Here is a 16,204-nt window from a genome sequence, read left to right on the forward strand (position 1 = left end):
CCGCAAGCGGCCTTCAGCGCCAAGATGGAAGAGCTTACCGCGCTGCGCGATGAGGCGACGACCATCGCACAGGCCGATTTCCGTCTGTCCTCATTGCAGACCGACAATCGCGGTTTCCTGTCTTCCTTGAATTCCTTGGAAGACCGCGAAGCATCCGTGCCGGAACTGCAGGCGCAAGCGGCTGAATTGCGCGACGCGCTGCCCAGCGAATACCGCAACATGATCAACCCCAACCAGCTGCCCGAAGACGCCAGCAGCGAAGACGAAGCGGCGCTTTCGGCCTACCTGAACGCCCGCAATCAAGCGCTGAGCGTGCAGGCGTCGGTCAACGACACCTACGCCGAACTGGGCCGTGTGGGGCTGGCCCCCATCGACAGCCGTCAGATCGGTGGCTTCATGCTGGCCCTCATCATCGGTATTGCAGGCATCGTTCTGTCGCTGCCTTTGGGTATCCTGCTGGCCTTGGGTCGTCAGTCACACCTGTTCTTCGTGAACAAAATCTGTGTGGCCTTCATTGAGGTGATCCGCGGCGTGCCGTTGATCGTCTGGCTGTTCACCGCGTCGCTTCTTCTCAACTACTTCCTGCCCCCGGGCACGAACTTTGACCTGATGCTGCGCGTGATCATCATGGTGACGCTCTTCTCGGCGGCCTATATCGCGGAAGTGATCCGTGGTGGCCTCGCAGCACTGCCCACCGGTCAGTACGAAGGCGCGGATTCGCTGGGGCTGTCCTATTGGCAGTCCATGCAGCTGATCATCCTGCCGCAAGCGATGAAAATCTCCATCCCCGGGATCGTGAACACGTTTATTGGCCTGTTCAAAGACACCACGCTGGTGGTCTTCATCGGCCTGCTTGACCCCATCGGCCTCAGCAACGCCATCCGTGCCGACACGGACTGGAACGGCGTCTACTGGGAGCTTTTCGTCTTTATCGGCCTGCTGTTCTTCATCTTCTGCTTCAGCATGGGCCGTTATTCCCTCCACCTTGAGAAAAAGCTCCAGCGAGAGCACCGTTAAGGAGACCTGAAATGTCTGATCTAGCAACCGACCGCGCGATTGATCGCAGCCAAATGCAGGTGTCCGATGAGGTCGCCATCTCAATTCGTGACATGAACAAGTGGTACGGCACGTTCCACGTGCTGCGCGACATCAACCTGACCGTAAACCGTGGCGAACGGATCGTGATTTGTGGGCCGTCAGGGTCCGGCAAATCCACCCTGATCCGCTGCATCAACCGGCTTGAGGAACATCAGGCTGGCACGATCATGGTGGACGGGACGGAATTGTCCTCCGACCTCAAGAACATCGACAAAATCCGGTCCGAGGTCGGCATGTGCTTTCAGCACTTCAACCTTTTCCCGCATCTGACGATCCTTGAAAACTGCACGCTGGCGCCGATCTGGGTCCGTAAAACGCCCAAGAAAGAAGCCGAAGAAATCGCGATGCACTATCTGGAAAAGGTCAAGATCCCAGAGCAGGCCGATAAATACCCCGGTCAGCTGTCCGGTGGTCAGCAGCAGCGTGTGGCGATTGCACGGTCGCTGTGCATGAAGCCGCGCATCATGTTGTTCGATGAACCAACATCGGCCTTGGACCCCGAGATGATCAAAGAGGTCCTCGATACGATGATCGAACTTGCGGAAGAAGGCATGACGATGCTTTGTGTGACGCACGAGATGGGCTTTGCCCGTCAGGTGGCCAACCGTGTGATCTTTATGGACGCGGGCCAGATCGTCGAACAGAACGAACCCGAAGAGTTCTTTAACAACCCGCAGTCTGAACGCACCCAGCTGTTCCTGAGCCAGATCCTCGGTCACTGACCCTGCGGGGCGCGCCGCTAAAATTCGAGAATTTTAGCCCGCCTCCAGATCACGCGGAACAATGAAATCCACCACTTGGGCCGACCGGGACACCGCGTCGGCCCAAGTCGTTATGGGCAGGTCACATACCAAGGTGGCCCCGGTGGGATAGTCATAGAACCGTCTGTGATCGGGTGCATCGGATACGATGTCCTGCGCCAGTTGACCGATGCCCGGATTGTGGCCGATCAACAGGATCATGTCCTCTGCGCAGTCTTTCAACGCCTCCATCATGCGTGCTGCGGGCGCCAGATAAAGCCCCTCCATGAATGTCGGTGGTGCTTGGACGTTCAACAGCGTCAGCGTCTCCCTTGTACGCGTCGCAGCGGAGCAGAGCACCGCGTCGGGGACATATGCGCTGTTTTTCAGCCAACCGCCCAACGCCGTGGCCGCCGCGCGACCTCGTGCGTTCAGCGGTCGGTCGATGTCGCTCAGGGTCGGGTCGTCCCACCCGCTTTTGGCATGTCGCATGAGGATCAGACGCTTGGTCATGACGGGTGAAATGCCTCCATGTGAAAGGCTGTTTGTGCCGGATCGCGCCCGTAGGTCTGGCTGACAGGGCAGGATGTTCGCACGCGGCAGCCCGCGCGACACACAGGGTCGACGTCGATATGCGCCTTGCAGCGCGGCACGTCATAGCCCTCCGCGGACAATGCCCCCACGGGGCAGGCCGACAGACAGGGCTGGTCCGCGCAGCTGTCACAGGGCCGGGCCGCAGGGCTTGGCAGGTCGATCTCTCCATCAAAGATCAGCGCACCACGATAGGACACCAACAGCCCTGCATCCTTGTGGACAAGCAGGCCAACGGGGCTTTGCCACGCTTCCCCGCTTTTCAATGACCATAAAATGAAGGGATGGAACGGAGGCCCGCCAAAAGGAAACACAGGCCGCGCACCCGTCACATACCCCAGCGCCGTGATCGCCCAGTGTGACCACGCATCCAGCGGGTCCTCGGCGCCCATCAGAAACTCCGGTCGTTTGCTGACGTAGGCCCAGAAACCGGGTTCCAGCGGACCCAAAAGGACTGTTGTCTGGCCGTCTTCATGAAACCCGCCCAAGGGCGTCAGATGCACAGCCGCAGCGGCGGCTGCGATGTCATCCAGCGTCACCGTGCCGTCCGGATGATCGACCCGGCGCCATGGTCGGTGAACAGTTCCAGCAGGCAGGCATTGGGTGCGCGACCGTCCAGGATGACGGCAGCGCGCACACCGCCCTCAAGCGCATCAAGGCAGGTTTGCGTCTTGGGGATCATCCCGCCCGCAATCACACCGTCGCGGGTCAGTTGGTGGACCTGATCTGTCGTCAGGTCCGTCAGGACCGTCTTGTCCGCGTCCATGACGCCCGGAACGTCCGTTAACAACAAGAGCCGGTCTGCCTTGAGCGCGGCGGCGACGGCACCGGCGGCGGTGTCGCCGTTGACGTTCAACGTCTCCCCACCCCGGCCCGCGCCCAAGGGGGCGATGACGGGGATGGTGTTGGCGCTGAACAGCGTCGTCAGCAGCCGTGTGTCGATCTCCGCCGGTGTGCCGACTAGGCCCAGCTCCGGTGCGTCCTGATCGCAGATCATCAGGTTCGCGTCCTTGCCAGACAGACCCGCCGCACGGCCCCCCTGACGGTTGATCGCATTGACGATCCACTTGTTCACACGGCCCGACAGGACCATCTCGACCACCTCAACGGTGGCCTGATCTGTCACCCGTTTGCCGTTCACGAATTCGGATGTGATGGCCAGTTTATCCAGCATTTCATTGATCATCGGCCCGCCGCCATGGACGATCACGGGGTTCACACCGACCTGCTGCATCAGGACCACGTCGCGGGCGAAATCCTCCATCGCTTGGTCCGAAGACATGGCGTGGCCACCCAGTTTGATGACCACAATCGCGTCGTTGTAGCGTTGCAGATAGGGCAGGGCCGCGCTGAGGGTGGCGGCGGTGGCGATCCAGTCGCGGTTCATGTCTTGCTTTCTCATGTCAGGCCTTTGGGGTCAGTCTATCCCTGCGATAATTGCGCGCAACGTTTCAATCCCGTCGCCCTTTTCGGACGAGGTGATGACCAGTTCTGGATAGGCTGAGGGATGTTTGTTCAACCGGTCCCGAACCTGAACCAGGACACGGTCCAGATCACCTTTCTTCAGCTTGTCTGTCTTGGTCAGCACACATTGGAACGTCACGGCGGACGAACTCAGCAGGGCCATGATTTCCTCATCCACCGCTTTGATCCCGTGGCGTGCATCGACCAGCACAAAGGCGCGGCGCAGGGTCACGCGACCGCGCAAATAGGATTTGAGCAACCGCTGCCACTTTTCCACAACTGCAACAGGCGCATTGGCAAAGCCATAGCCGGGCAGGTCGACGAGGTAGTGGCTTTCGCCAACGGTGAAATAGTTGATCTCTTGCGTGCGACCGGGCGTGTTCGACGCCCGCGCCAATCCCTTGCGTCCGGTCAATGCGTTGATCAACGAGGATTTGCCCACATTGGACCGGCCCGCGAAGCAGACTTCAGGGCGGTCCGCATCTGGCAGACCATTCATCGCGACGACGCCTTTCAGGAACTCAGTTTCACCGGCGAACATTTTGCGGCCGGCCTCTCGGGTCAGGTCATCGGGTGCCTCGGCGGCGGGGAAGGGCAGTTGCATCTAAAGAACCTCATAGGTGTCGCCGACACGCAGGGTGCCGCTGGTCTTGACCGTGGCATATACACCGAAATGCTGATGATCCCACCCGTCACGTAGGGCTGCCAGGGTATCAACGTCTCGTTTACCGGTCTGCGGGTTCGCGGCGGTCGCCATGCAGCGGCGGATCGGTTCTTGAACGGACAACACGGCGTCCCCGATGCGGATGTCGCCCCCGGTCCAATCGAATTCTTCCCATGGTTCTGGTCCATCCAGCCAGATATTTCCGCGCCAGCGGTGGTGGGCGATGGGCGTGCCAAGCTGGGCTTCGACCGCACGGTGGGTGGCGCGCGTCATGATCGACACGGTCGGGTATGCTGTGTCCGTCATGCCACGGGTGCCTGCTGTGACAATGTCTGTGGGCTGGCGTTTGTCGGGCGGGCACAGGGGCTGCACCCAAGCGATAAAGCGCGCCACGTCTTCGGGCCTATCGGGGGCAAAGGTGATGGGGGACAGGTCCGTATGCGTCAGGGTGATCTGGCCTGTGACCTCATCAAACGAGGCCCAGATTGCCGCCAAGGCGGGGGTCGCCACCCCGATCATGAAGTTGCGGCACATGACCCATTTGGGGTCGTCTGTTTTGAACTTGCAGGCCTCATGGGCGACGGCCCAATGCCTGTCCCACGGCAACGTTTGGCCGGCGGTTAACGTGACATGCGACAGCGGTTCACGACCATGACTTTTGATGGGGTGCCGCCAAATCTCAGCGACATGCCCCATTACTTGCTGCCTGTCTTGGTCCGGCCCAGAATGTTTCCGAACACATCCGGTTTGACACCTTGGCTGCGCATGATCGTGTACTGCTGGATGAACGTGATCGTATTGTTGGCGATCCAGTACAGAACAAGGCCGCTTGCAAAGCCGCCCAGCATGAACATGAAGACCCATGGCATCCACGCAAAGATCATCCGCTGCGTCGGGTCCGTGACCGGCGGGTTCAGCTTTTGCTGCAGCCACATCGAAATCCCCAATGCGATGGGCATGATGCCGATAAACACAAGCGACAGGAAGCTTTCGGGCGCAGGTGCGTCCCACGGCAACAAGCCGAACAGGTTAAAGATCGAAGACGGATCAGGGGCGCTGAGGTCGTTAATCCAGCCAACCCAAGGCGCATGGCGCAGTTCAATGGTGACGAAAATCACCTTATAAAGGGAAAAGAAGATCGGAATTTGAAGAAGGATCGGCAAACAGCCGGAGGCCGGATTGACCTTGTTGGTGCGGTAAAGCTCCATCATCCCTTTTTGGAGTTTCTCACGATCATCGCCTGCCGCTTCCTTCAGTTTTTCCATCTGCGGCTGAAGTTCACGCATTTTGGCCATGGACACAAAGGACTTGTAGGCCAGCGGTAAAAGGAGCGCCTTGATGATCAACGTCAGGCCGATAATCGCCCAGCCCATGTTGCCGATCAGGCCATTGAGCCAGTGCAGCACCGCAAAAATCGGCTTGGTCAGGAAGAAGAACCAGCCCCAGTCGATGCTGTCGAGGAACCGTTCGATGCCCAGATCATTCTGATAGCTGCGGATCACCTCCCATTCCTGCGCGCCGGCGAAGAACTGGGAATTTGCATCCGCCGTGGTACCGGCGGGCACCGTCACCATCGGGTAGACCGTTTCGATCTGGTAAATGTCGTTGGCGAAACGTGCGGTGGACCGGAAGTCGCGTCCCGGTGTCGGGATAAGCGCAGTCATCCAGTACTGATCGGAAAAGCCGATCCAGCCGTTTTCCTCAACCTCGATGCGGCCTTCATCGGTCGACAGGTCCGGCATGTCGTCATAATTGATCTCTTCCATGGACCCGTCGGACATCCTGACAACGCCCTCGTGCTGGATGAAAAAGCCGATCTGATAGGGCTCGCCATGACGTGCGACCAGGCCATAGGGCCGCAGGGCAATGTCTGCACCGGTGGTGTTTTCGACGCTTTGGGTCACCGTGAACAGGAAATCGTCGTCTAGCGCGAAGGTCTTGCGGAAAATGAGGCCAGCGCCGTTGTCCCAACGCAGCACAACATCGCTGCCGGGCGACAGTGTCTCTCCGGTTTCTACGGACCACTCGGTCGCGGGGCCGGGAACTTGCTCCGCGCTGGCTCCGACCGAAGCGACCCACCCATGCAAGGCATAGTAGGGGGCTGCAGTGCCAACAGGCGCAAGAAGGCGCACCAGATCAGCGTCTTCGTCCAGTGTTTCGCGGTAATCCTTGAGGCGCAGGTCATCTATGCGCCCGCCTGTCAAAGATAGGGAGCCAATCAGGCTTGGGCTGTCGATATCCACCCGTGCGCTTTCGCCGACGGCATCCTCAACCGATTGCGGGGACAAAAGGGACGGTGTCGGGACGTCGTTCGGCGCATCTGCTTCGACCTGAAGAACCGTACCATCGGCTGCGACGATTTCGTCAGGTGCCGCCGCCTCTTCGACAGGTGGCGGAGGAAACAAGACAAACCACACCAGAATGACCAAAAAGCTGAGCGCGGTTGCAAGTATGAGGTTCTTGTTCTGGTCGTCCATGGGAGCCGCCTGAATCCTGAGAAATATCAGGCTGGTTCAACAGGGCGGGGGTCCAAAGGTCAAGGCTTTTTGCCCGATCAAAAGCGACTGCGCAGCTTTGTTTGCCGGATCGTGGTCAGCTGGCCCGCCGGGACAGCATCACCGGTTCGGCGGCACGGGCGAAATAGGCATTTGCCCATTCGACGGTTTCCTGCACCGGCATCGGGCGCGCGATTTGGAAACCCTGCACATCGTTGCAGCCGATTGCCTGAAGCGTATCACGCTCTGCCCGCGTTTCGACCCCCTCCGCGAGAGTCTGGACGCCGAGCCTGTCGGCCATCGTCAGAATGGCCTCGACCATTTTGCGCTGTTCGTCGTCAGTATCAATTCCGGTCACAAACGACCGGTCTATCTTGATGCGCCCGACGCTGAAGCGGCGGATGTTTGTGATCGAGGCGTACCCCGTGCCAAAATCGTCCAGATCAATCCCGCAGCCAAGGTCGGCAAGGGCGGCAAGGTTGCCCGTAATGTCATCATCGGTTTCCTGCGCGATGACTGTTTCCAGCACCTCGATGTTCAGGCGATCCGGATTGATGTTGCTGACATCCAGATGCATCGCAATCTGATCGACAAGACGTGGATTGCACAATTCACTGGTCGAAAAATTCACACCGATCCGGGGTATGTCCAAACCTGCCTTGTCCCAGAAGGTCAGCGCCTGCAGCGCCTGTTTGATCATTGTTTCACCCAGCTTTGGCATTAGGCCGGCCTGTTCAAACGCAGGCAGAAAGTCCGCTGGGGCCAGAATGCCTTTTTCAGGGTGATGCCAGCGCGTCAGAGCCTCAAAGCCTGACAACGTTCCAGTATTCAAGTTAAGCTGTGGCTGGAAATAGGCAAAAATTTCGCCCTTCTCGAACGCGTGTTTCGCATCCTTTGCAATACGCTGCTGCGACTTGCGCCTGGCCGACATGGCTTCCGAATAGGCACGCACAGCGCCTGGCGCACGCCGCCTCGCCTCTGACAGGGCAGAGAAAGCAGCCTGCATCATGGTCTCCGCTGTTGGTCGGACCAGTTTGTTCGATGTCACAAACCCGATCGAGGCTGTCAGCTGTACAGGTACATCCGTCGCGTGAGAGATTTGCCCCAAGGCATGTTGGATCCTTGTGCAGGTGTTCAGCATGGCTTCCGTCGTAATCGGAGCCTGCGGGGCCAAAGCGGACATAAAGCGCGCTCCGTCCAGATGCAGGGTAATATCCTGCGCCGTCAGGTTCTCTTCGATCACGGATTGAGTGAAGGTCAGCGCAGTCTCGATAATCTCGGTGCCATAGACCTCTTCGAGGCGTTGGTAATCGTCAATTTCAACAACCAAAGACGTCGTCGGATTGCCGATTTGACCCAGAAACCGAGAAAGATGGTCGGTAATAAGCCCGCGCGGCCCTTCAATGTGGTCTGTCTGCGGGGCCGCCCGTGTTTTTGCCGCAGCAACCGCAATAGCAGGCGCGAACAGCAACGTCGCAAATACACCCGCCGGACCGAGCAACACAAACGTCGTCAAGGCGCTGACCGTAAACGTCGACGCCAGCAACAATTTTTGACGTGCACTTGATTTCGTCTCAACGGGGTTGGTCATGGCAGCCTCTCTGAAGCGGACCCCAATCGGGTCACGTCCCGGCGTGCTTACGACCCCTGTCTTACGGTCAGGTTAATGCGCGGTCCGGTCAAAGCAGACTTATGCGCTGTCCCGGTCCGTTCGCGTTAACCCTTTGAAATCGAAGATCGACGAATCCAGAAGGTGCGACGGCCGCGTATTCATCAGCGCACGAAACATCTTTTGCCGCCGGCCCGGCGCGTTCGCTTCCCACCCGTCCAGCATGGCTTTGACCTGTTGGCGTTGCAGCCCGTCCTGAGACCCACATAAATCACACGGAATAATGGGATAACCCATTGATGAGGCGAATTTTTCGCAGTCCACCTCTGCCACATGGGCCAACGGACGGTAGACGAACAGATCGCCCTCTTCGTTGACCAGTTTCGGTGGCATCGTCGCAAGACGGGACCCGTGAAACATGTTCATCAGGAATGTCTCAAGAATGTCGTCACGGTGGTGTCCCAGAACGACCGCCGAACAGCCCTCTTCGCGGGCAATACGGTAAAGATTTCCCCGCCGCAGTCGTGAACACAACGCGCAAAATGTGCGGCCCTCGGGCACTTTATCCATCACGATCGAATAGGTGTCCTGATATTCGATTCGGTGTGGGACACCCATATCTTCAAGAAACTTGGGCAGGACCGTCGCCGGAAATCCCGGCTGCCCCTGATCCAGATTGCAGGCCAGAATCTCGACCGGCAGCAATCCGCGCCACTGCAATTCATGCAAAACCGCCAGCAAGGTATAGCTGTCCTTGCCGCCCGACAGACACACCAGCCACTTCGCGCCGTCTTCGATCATCCCGTACTGGTCGATGGCCTCACGGGTGTTCTGGACGATCCGTTTGCGCAGTTTTTTGAACTCGGTCGTCTTGGGCGCGCCGTAGAACAGCGGGTGGATATCATCAGCGTCATCTAACATGACACGGGGATAACGTCGGCCGGTGGCACTGGCAAGATCGTCGCACTGCCCCATATCGTTCGCTATGCGCCATAAGGTGCCGTTGTGATCGCCGGAGGCCCGACAATGACCTTTTCCAAAGCTGTTCCCGCCGCCTTGCTGTCCCTGACCGCGCTGGCCGCATGTACCGGCAAGCCGTCGTTTGACGACGCATCCCTTTCCGACCAGCAGCTGAACCTTGAGGACTTCTTTGACGGGGACTTCGTCGCCTATGGGCAGTTTCAGGACATTCTTGGCACTGTCCGGCGGCAGTTCGTCGTGACCATTGATGGCGACTGGGACGGGGAGACCCTGCGTCTGGTGGAGGATTTCGTCTATGAGGACGGATCGACCGAACAGCGCATCTGGAGCTTGCGCAAAACCGGCCCCATCGTCGCGGAGCAGACTTGGGAGGGCACAGCGCCGGGTGTGATCGGCGTTGCCACAGGGCGCGAACAGGGCGACCGGTTCAACTGGCAATATGAAATTGACCTGCCGGTGCCCTCGGCCGACGGAGAAACGGAAACCCTGCGTGTCACCTTCGACGATTGGATGTGGCAGCAAACCAACGACCGGCTGTTGAACATCGCCTACGTCAAACGGTTCGGATTCGATATTGGCGAGGTTGTGATTTCGTTTGAGAAGCAATGACAGGCAAGGATGTGCCGACGCGGACCGAATGACTACCAAAGTGGATATATAAGGCGAAGGTCGACAGGAGGATAGGATGACCAAACTGATCACACCACGCCGAAACTTCATTTCCGGAGGCGCGGCCCTTGCAACATTTGGCTTGGCGGGGGCCGCATCCGGCCAGACGCTGGCACCCACAAGATCCATGCGGGGCGGGTCGAACAACTACCGTCCCGGCGCGCCCATCGTGGACCGGATTGGCGGTGGCGGGTTCTGGATGACAGGCACCGTGCGCCGCGCGGGCGACGGCCAGCCTTTGGCAGGACAGCGCATACAGGTCTGGGCCCACACCACAGAAGGACATGAACGCGATGAACGCAGCCACGGCGCTGTTCTGACGGACGCCGACGGCGTCTTCCGCCTGGAAATGCCCCAGATCGTGCCGGCGTTCGGGCAGGCCCACGGGCATTTGGCCTATGACAGTGAAGACTTTGAAACGGTCTTTTTGCGCCCCGTGATGCCGGACCCTTCGGCCACCACGCTTGAGGCTCATTTCGTGTTGCAGCCTGCCTGACAATGTCGCGGCGCGGCGCGTACATCGCGGGTCTTGGCGTTGCGGTGATAGTACCGGTTGTTGCCGCGGCCTTCAGTCCGCTGTTGCAGTACCGATCCCCTATCTACATCGGTGCGGGGTTCGCTGGCATCCTTGCGATGTCGGCGCTGTTGATCCAGCCGTTTGCCATTGACCACAAATCTCTGGGCATACCTCTTCGCAGGGGTCGCCTGCTGCACCGGATTGTCGGTGCGGCGGTGGTGGCCTTAGTTATGGCACATGTAGCGGGGCTGTGGATCACCAGCCCGCCCGATGTGGTCGATGCCTTGACCTTTCGATCGCCCACGCCCTTTTCCATCTGGGGCGTGTTGGCCATGTGGGCCGTTTTCGGTTCGGCTGTCTTGGGTCTGCTGCGGCTGCGTGGCCGGATCAGATGGCGCATGTTCCGCCTGCTTCATCTGGCTTGCGTGGCTGTGATTGTGGGCGGCACACTTCTGCATGTGATCCTGATCGACGGCACGATGGAGCCTGTGACCAAATACGCGATCTGCGTTGCGCTGGCGGTTGCGTCGATCTGGGGCGTACGCCGGATCGGCTAGCCCCGCGGCCTAGTCCGGCACATTGTCCACGCCGGACCCGCCCCATGGATGGCACCGCGCAATGCGTCGGGCTGTCAGATAGCCGCCTTTGATGCCACCGTGTTTGCGCAAAGCCTCCATGGCATAGGCGCTACAGGTCGGATGATAGCGGCAGCCATGGCCGACCCAAGGCGAAAACGTCAGCCGGTAAAACCGCACGGGCAGGGACAGGATAAACGCAAGGGGCGTCATCTACGCCCTAGCTTAGTAAGGGCCTGTTCCAAATCGCGGCGCAAATCCTCGAACGGGCGCTGGGCGGTCACGTCGCGTTTGCCGATCAGCACATAATCATGACCCGGTTTCGCGTGGTTCAGCAAATCCAGCCGCGCGATTTCACGCAAGCGGCGTTTGGCACGGTTGCGCGCCACCGCGTTGCCGACTTTCTTTGAACAGGTGAAGCCCACGCGCACGGTCGGATCATCGTCGCGCCGGTCGCGCATCTGCACGGTCAACCCTGCGGCCGTTTGGTATTTGGCTTTGGACGCGGCGACAAAGTCCTTACGCGTCTTCAAAACGGGCAGCCTGTCGCCAAAACCAAGAAAAACCGCCTCGGGCTGGGCCGCGGCGGTTTGATCTGTATTCCTCAAGGTGGTCATGCGACCAAAGGCGTTCCGCTTACGCGGACAGCTCCTTGCGGCCCTTCGCACGACGTGCGTTCAGGATTTTACGGCCAGCTTTGGTGGCCATACGTGCGCGGAAGCCGTGACGGTTCTTGCGAACGCGGTTGGAAGGCTGAAATGTACGCTTCATTGCGTCTCTCCGGTTGTTGTGGCGAACCTGTTAGCAGATTCGAGCCTGTCTCATATCTCGAAGCCCGTCCAATAGGGGTCATCGCGTGGCCTGTCAACGCGACTGGGGGCGAATTTCTGCAACATTCACCATTTATCCATTCGTGAATTGTTACAGACTTCACGCGATGTGCAACAAAAGCCTTTCATCCGATCACCCCACATCAACGCAGCGTGATAGGGGTATCGGGATGCGGGGTTTCAAAGCATTTAGGGTGCAACTTGAAACGCAAGGCCCACCCCGTGGCCACCCGCAAAGGACCTAACCCGTGAGTGATATGACCCAAGAAACCAAACAAAACCCGATCCTGAAAAGGCTCCCCATTATTATCATCGGTCTGGTGGCCGTTCTGGGGGCGTTCTTTTTGCGCGATTACCTGACATTCGACGCCTTGGCGGAAAACCGCGAGGCGCTGATTGAATTCCGCGACGCCAACTATTTGCTGACCGTGCTGGTGTTTATCGCCATCTACACTGTGGTGGTGGCCTTTTCCTTGCCCGGTGCGGCCATTCTGACGCTGACAGGTGGTTTCCTGTTCATGACCTTCCCCGGTTTCGTCTTCAACGTGGTCGGTGCCACCATGGGCGCCACAGCGATCTTTCTGGCCGCGCGCTGGGGGTTTGGCAAACAACTGGGGGCCAAGCTTGAAGGCTCCGAAGGGATGGTCAAAAAGATCAAGGACGGCATCGACGAAAATCAATGGTCCATGCTGTTTCTCATCCGTCTGGTCCCTGCGGTGCCGTTCTTTCTGGCCAACCTGATCCCCAGCTTCCTTGAGGTTCCGCTGCGCCGTTTCGTGATCTCTACCTTCTTTGGGATCATCCCCGGTTCGGTCGTCTACACCTCCGTTGGTGCGGGTCTGGGCGAGGTGTTTGCCGCCGGTGAAACGCCCAACCTTGGCATCATCTTTGAACCCCACATCCTGTTCCCGATCCTCGGCCTGTGTTTGCTGGCCGCCCTTCCCATCCTGTTGAAAGCCGTGCGCGGCAAGAAAGGCCTGTAAGACTATGGACCGCATTAAAACTGACATTTGTATCATTGGCGCCGGGTCCGGCGGGCTGTCCATCGCCGCAGGCGCGTCCCAGATGGGGGCATCCGTTGTCCTGCTTGAGGGCCACAAGATGGGCGGCGATTGCCTGAACTACGGCTGTGTTCCCTCCAAGGCACTGATCGCATCGGCCAAACAGGCCTATGCCATGGGCCACACCGGCGATCTGGGCGTCAAAGCCGTCGATCCCGATGTGGACTATGCTGCCGCCAAGGACCACGTCCATGACGTCATCGCCACCATCGCCCCCGTCGACAGCCAGGAACGGTTCGAAGGCTTCGGCGTGAACGTCATCCGCGAATACGGGCGCTTTATCTCCAAGACCGAAGTGCAGGCGGGCGACACCATCATCGAAGCCCGCCGTTTCGTCATCGCCACAGGCTCCGGCCCGTTTGTGCCGCCCATTCCCGGACTGGATGAGGTTGATGTCTTCACCAACGAAAACATCTTTGATCTGCGCACCCGTCCCGATCACCTGATCGTTGTGGGCGGTGGCCCCATCGGCATGGAAATGGCGCAGGCGCACCGCCGGTTGGGCAGCAAAGTGACCGTTATCGAAGGTGCCAAAGCCATGGGCAAGGACGACCCTGAGATGGCGGCCATTGTCCTCGACAAACTGCGCGCCGAAGGCATTGAAATCATCGAAGAGGCTCAGGCCGAAAAGGTGAGCAAATCGGGTGACGGCGTCACCGTCCATACCTCCAAAGGCGATTTCTCGGGGTCACATCTGTTGATGGCGGTGGGTCGCAAGGTCAACATCGACAAGCTGGATCTGGACAAGGCGGGCGTGGCCCATGACCGCGCGGTCAAGGTGGGGGCCGATCTGCGGTCGACCACCAACAAAAAGGTCTACGCCGTGGGCGATGCCGCCGGTGGTCTGCAGTTCACCCATGTGGCGGGCTATCACGCCGGTGTCGTGATCCGGTCCATGCTGTTTGGTCTGCCCAGCAAGCAAAAGACCGACCATATTCCGTGGGCCACCTATACGGACCCCGAATTGGCGCAGGTCGGCCTGACCGAAGCGCAAGCGAAAGAGAAATTCGGAGCCAATGTCGAAGTTGTCCGCTTTCCCTACCACGAAAACGACCGCGCCATCGCCGAAGGCAAAACCACCGGTCTGATCAAGGTCATGGTCGTCAAAGGCAAACCGGTGGGGGCGTCGATTGTAGGCGCGCTGGCCGGTGAATTGATCGGCATGTGGGCTATGGCGATTGCAAATAAAATGAAAATGTCGGCCATCGCTGCAACTGTTCTGCCCTATCCAACCGTATCTGAGATTAACAAACGCGCGGCGGGTGCGTATTTTAGCCCACGCTTGTTTGAAAGCGACACGGTCAAACGGGTTGTTGGATTTGTCCAACGCTGGCTGCCATAAACAAACGGCAGCGCCCTGATCGGGGCGCTGCACCCCGAACCAGAACGGACGGCGCGTAAGATGCTCAATACCCTTTCAGGGCGTTTCCTGATCCTCACGACGATCTTCGTGTTGATTGCGGAATTGTTGATCTTTGTGCCGTCCGTGGCGCGCTACCGTGAGGATTACTTCCTCGACCGGCTGGAGCGCGCCCAAATCGCATCGCTCGCCCTGCTGGCCGAAGACATGATCGACCCCGCGCTTGAGGCAGAGCTGCTGGAGAACGCGGGCGTTTACAACGTCGTGCTGCGCCGGGACGAAGTCCGCCAGTTGATCCTGTCCTCCCCCATCCCGTCCCCCATCCACAAGACCTTTGACATGCGCGATCCGTCGGCCTGGGTCCTAATCCGCGATGCCATGATGCGTCTGGTGGATGGCGAAGAACGGGTGATCCGTATTATCGGCAATCCGGTGCAGGACGGCGGCCTGCTGATCGAAATCACGCTGCCCTCCGCCCCTTTGCAGGCCGCACTGGTGGATTACGGGATCCGCATTCTGATCCTGTCTGCGGTCATTTCCATCATCACCGCGATCCTCCTGTTCCTCGCCGTGCGCCGGTTTCTGGTGAAACCGATCAAAGGCGTGGTTGAACACATGCAGGCCTACGCCTTGGCGCCTGAGGACGCCCGCCGCATCATCATGCCCGATGCAGGTGTGGTGGAACTTCGCGAAGCGCAAGAGGCACTGGCGTCGATGCAGACGCAACTGACCAGCGCCCTGCGTCAGAAAGAACGGCTGGCCCAGCTGGGCGGGGCCGTCAGCAAGATCAGCCATGATTTGCGAAACATCCTGACCTCAGCGCAGCTGTTCACGGACCGCATCGAAAGCTCCGAAGACCCGACCGTGCGCCGTCTTGCGCCTAAACTGGTGAACTCCATCGCGCGGGCGGTCAACCTGTGCGAAAGCACGCTGGCTTTTGGCCGCGTTGATGAACCTGCCCCGCGTCTGACCCGCGTGGACCTTGCTGAAATCGTCGATGACGTGATCGCGGGCGAGCGTCTGGCTGTCGGCGATCATGACCTGACGTTCCGCGACGATATCGCGCCGGGCCTCAATGTTCGTGCCGACGGTGAACAGCTGTACCGCGTCATTGGCAACCTTGTGCGCAACGCACGGCAGGCCATCGTATCCAGTGGGTCATCGGGTGAAATTTGCGTTCATGGCACTGAAACGGACAGCGCCTGGATGATCACCGTCGCGGACACGGGGCCGGGCCTGCCGAAGAAGGCGCAAGAACACCTGTTCGAAGCGTTTCAGGGCGGGACCACACGTGGCGGGTCCGGTCTGGGCCTTGCGATTGCCGCCGAATTGGTGCGCGGGCACGGTGGCCGTCTGGAACTTGAAAAGACCGACCAAGACGGCACGCGTTTCTGCATCACTTTGCCGAAATCGAACCTGACACTTTCCTGATTTTGTGCGGATTTGGCCCTTGCAAAGGTCAGACGGGGCCGCTACATCCGCCCGCAGTGGACCGATAGCTCAGCTGGATAGAGTACTTGACTACGAATCAAGGGGTCGGGGGTTCGAAT

General features: G+C 59.3%; 19 protein-coding genes. 8 read left to right on the plus strand and 11 right to left on the minus strand.

Annotation, left to right across the window (positions count from 1 at the left end; translation table 11 throughout):
* A partial coding sequence (locus QZ653_RS11400) for an amino acid ABC transporter permease (protein WP_296420205.1) occupies positions 1 to 1,017 on the plus strand: 1,017 nt, incomplete at its 5' end.
* 11 nt (positions 1,018 to 1,028) lie between these two features.
* Positions 1,029 to 1,820 (plus strand): amino acid ABC transporter ATP-binding protein, encoded by a 792-nt coding sequence (locus QZ653_RS11405; RefSeq protein WP_296420206.1) that lies wholly within the window; start codon positions 1,029 to 1,031, stop codon positions 1,818 to 1,820.
* Between the two features lie 33 nt (positions 1,821 to 1,853).
* Here the strand turns inward: QZ653_RS11405 and QZ653_RS11410 are convergent, their stop codons facing one another.
* From QZ653_RS11410 to ttcA, 8 genes are all read right to left on the minus strand, one after another.
* Positions 1,854 to 2,351 (minus strand): SixA phosphatase family protein, encoded by a 498-nt coding sequence (locus QZ653_RS11410; RefSeq protein WP_296420207.1) that lies wholly within the window; start codon positions 2,349 to 2,351, stop codon positions 1,854 to 1,856.
* The gene (locus QZ653_RS11415) at positions 2,348 to 2,968 is read right to left on the minus strand and encodes a ferredoxin (RefSeq protein WP_296420208.1); all 621 of its coding nucleotides are present in this window, start codon (positions 2,966 to 2,968) and stop codon (positions 2,348 to 2,350) included. The genes QZ653_RS11410 and QZ653_RS11415 overlap by 4 nt, the downstream gene beginning before the upstream one ends.
* On the minus strand, positions 2,965 to 3,831 hold the full coding sequence (gene argB / locus QZ653_RS11420) for an acetylglutamate kinase (RefSeq protein ID WP_296420209.1): 867 nt from the start codon (positions 3,829 to 3,831) through the stop codon (positions 2,965 to 2,967). Before argB ends, QZ653_RS11415 begins: the two co-directional genes overlap by 4 nt.
* A 15-nt stretch (positions 3,832 to 3,846) precedes the next feature.
* Complete coding sequence (gene yihA / locus QZ653_RS11425; protein WP_296420210.1) at positions 3,847 to 4,497, minus strand: ribosome biogenesis GTP-binding protein YihA/YsxC; 651 nt, start codon at positions 4,495 to 4,497, stop codon at positions 3,847 to 3,849.
* On the minus strand, positions 4,498 to 5,253 hold the full coding sequence (locus QZ653_RS11430) for an MOSC domain-containing protein (RefSeq protein ID WP_296420211.1): 756 nt from the start codon (positions 5,251 to 5,253) through the stop codon (positions 4,498 to 4,500).
* Entirely contained in the window at positions 5,253 to 7,034 is a 1,782-nt protein-coding gene (gene yidC / locus QZ653_RS11435) for a membrane protein insertase YidC (protein WP_296420212.1), read from the minus strand. Before yidC ends, QZ653_RS11430 begins: the two co-directional genes overlap by 1 nt.
* A 115-nt stretch (positions 7,035 to 7,149) precedes the next feature.
* A complete protein-coding gene (locus QZ653_RS11440; protein WP_296420213.1) occupies positions 7,150 to 8,643 on the minus strand; it encodes a GGDEF domain-containing phosphodiesterase in 1,494 nt (497 codons plus the stop codon).
* 99 nt (positions 8,644 to 8,742) lie between these two features.
* Positions 8,743 to 9,582, minus strand: coding sequence for a tRNA 2-thiocytidine(32) synthetase TtcA (gene ttcA / locus QZ653_RS11445; protein ID WP_296420214.1), 840 nt, complete (start codon positions 9,580 to 9,582; stop codon positions 8,743 to 8,745).
* Positions 9,583 to 9,687: 105 nt separating this feature from the next.
* On the opposite strand from ttcA, the gene QZ653_RS11450 reads away from it, so the two are divergent.
* The 3 genes from QZ653_RS11450 to QZ653_RS11460 all read left to right on the plus strand — a co-directional run bounded on the left by QZ653_RS11450 (position 9,688) and on the right by QZ653_RS11460 (position 11,385).
* Positions 9,688 to 10,251, plus strand: a complete 564-nt coding sequence (locus tag QZ653_RS11450) for a DUF3833 family protein (protein WP_296420215.1) — start codon at positions 9,688 to 9,690, stop codon at positions 10,249 to 10,251.
* A gap of 76 nt (positions 10,252 to 10,327) precedes the next feature.
* Positions 10,328 to 10,807: a twin-arginine translocation pathway signal gene (locus QZ653_RS11455; protein ID WP_296420216.1), complete on the plus strand. Its 480-nt coding sequence runs from the start codon at positions 10,328 to 10,330 to the stop codon at positions 10,805 to 10,807.
* A gap of 2 nt (positions 10,808 to 10,809) precedes the next feature.
* Positions 10,810 to 11,385: a ferric reductase-like transmembrane domain-containing protein gene (locus QZ653_RS11460; RefSeq protein ID WP_296420217.1), complete on the plus strand. Its 576-nt coding sequence runs from the start codon at positions 10,810 to 10,812 to the stop codon at positions 11,383 to 11,385.
* 9 nt (positions 11,386 to 11,394) lie between these two features.
* Here QZ653_RS11460 and yidD read toward each other — a convergent pair whose 3' ends face one another.
* The 3 genes from yidD to rpmH are packed head-to-tail and all read right to left on the minus strand — an operon-like array spanning position 11,395 to position 12,174.
* Entirely contained in the window at positions 11,395 to 11,616 is a 222-nt protein-coding gene (gene yidD / locus QZ653_RS11465) for a membrane protein insertion efficiency factor YidD (RefSeq protein WP_296420218.1), read from the minus strand.
* Positions 11,613 to 12,020: a ribonuclease P protein component gene (gene rnpA / locus QZ653_RS11470; RefSeq protein WP_296420219.1), complete on the minus strand. Its 408-nt coding sequence runs from the start codon at positions 12,018 to 12,020 to the stop codon at positions 11,613 to 11,615. Before rnpA ends, yidD begins: the two co-directional genes overlap by 4 nt.
* 19 nt (positions 12,021 to 12,039) lie before the next feature.
* Entirely contained in the window at positions 12,040 to 12,174 is a 135-nt protein-coding gene (rpmH, locus tag QZ653_RS11475; protein WP_009831305.1) for a 50S ribosomal protein L34, read from the minus strand.
* Positions 12,175 to 12,490: 316 nt separating this feature from the next.
* Between rpmH and QZ653_RS11480 the strand changes: the two genes are divergently transcribed.
* From QZ653_RS11480 to QZ653_RS11490, 3 genes are read left to right on the plus strand one after another with little or no spacing between them, the layout of a single operon-like run.
* Entirely contained in the window at positions 12,491 to 13,216 is a 726-nt protein-coding gene (locus QZ653_RS11480; protein ID WP_296420223.1) for a TVP38/TMEM64 family protein, read from the plus strand.
* Positions 13,217 to 13,220: 4 nt separating this feature from the next.
* The gene (locus QZ653_RS11485) at positions 13,221 to 14,636 is read left to right on the plus strand and encodes a dihydrolipoyl dehydrogenase family protein (protein WP_296420220.1); all 1,416 of its coding nucleotides are present in this window, start codon (positions 13,221 to 13,223) and stop codon (positions 14,634 to 14,636) included.
* Between the two features lie 60 nt (positions 14,637 to 14,696).
* Positions 14,697 to 16,085, plus strand: coding sequence for an ATP-binding protein (locus tag QZ653_RS11490; RefSeq protein ID WP_296420221.1), 1,389 nt, complete (start codon positions 14,697 to 14,699; stop codon positions 16,083 to 16,085).
* Positions 16,086 to 16,204: the final 119 nt, after the last annotated feature.

It is taken from the genome of Pseudooctadecabacter sp. (assembly GCF_020627745.1).
Lineage (GTDB): Bacteria > Pseudomonadota > Alphaproteobacteria > Rhodobacterales > Rhodobacteraceae > Octadecabacter.